Annotated in this window: 1 pseudogene; it reads left to right on the forward strand. The window is 29.2% G+C overall.

The window, feature by feature from the left end:
* Window positions 1-1,151, forward strand: a pseudogene (locus BLP75_RS17965) (RHS repeat protein); the annotation flags it as partial.

The raw sequence follows: 1,151 nt of genomic DNA on the forward strand, positions 1-1,151 counted from the left end.
TCATATGATGCAAGTGGAAACTTAGGATATCATGAGGACTTAGTAAATAAAGTAAACTACAGATACATATATGATTTATCAGATAGGTTAGTAAAAATAAAAGAATCTAATGGAAATGAAATATTATACAACTACGATGCAAATAGCAATCACAACAAAGTCACAGAAAAAGTAAACAACAACACATATGTAACAAGTTACGCATATGACAAAGATGATAGACCAACAAGTGTTACAACACCTAAAAATAAAAATATAAATTATAACTATGACAAAATAGGAAGAGTATCAAATAACACAATAAGTACAGGACTAATACCATACACCACTAAGTATTCATATGTAAATGGAATAGATGGATCAACAACAAACAAGATATCATCTATTGAAAATGGAGGAAAGAAAATTTCCTACACATATGATAAAAACGGTAATATAGAAACTATAACTGAAAACTCAAAAACAATAAAATATTACTACAATGAATTAAATGAACTTAAAAAAGAAGAACACAGAAATAGTAGTGGAGCACTTGAAAAAACTATAAAGTATTACTATGATGGTGGAGGAAACTTACTAAAAAGAGAGCTGTATAAAGGAGAATCTACAACTCCTACAGTAACATCTACATCTAAACAAATTGATAATAACTGGAAAGATAAATTTACAGGATTTAATACAAGAAGTATAGGAATTGATGAAATAGGGAATCCAATAGCATGGGAGAAATGGGTTACTAATACTGATGGTGAAATTCTAGATATAGATGGTAACGTAGATAAAGATGGAGAAAATCCACTTTATGAACAATGGGAATTTGAATGGGAAGAAGGAAGACAGCTATCAAAGATATCTAGAAGCGGAAAAAGTCTATATGACATAGAATATAAATATAACGATGATGGAATAAGAACAGAAAAGACAGTAAATGGAGTTACAACAAAGTACCATGTAGTAGATGGTAATGTAACATTTGAAACTAATGGAACAGATAAAATCTATTACACTTATGATAGTGAAAATAAGCTTGTAAGTATAGAGTTAAATGGAGTAGAATATTACTACGTAAGAAATGCTCAAGGAGATATAATATCTCTAATAGATAGTTCAGGTGATGAAGTTGTATCTTATACTTATGATACATGGGGTAG

Source organism: Romboutsia lituseburensis DSM 797, from assembly GCF_900103615.1.
GTDB classification, from domain to species: Bacteria; Bacillota; Clostridia; order Peptostreptococcales; family Peptostreptococcaceae; genus Romboutsia_F; species Romboutsia_F lituseburensis.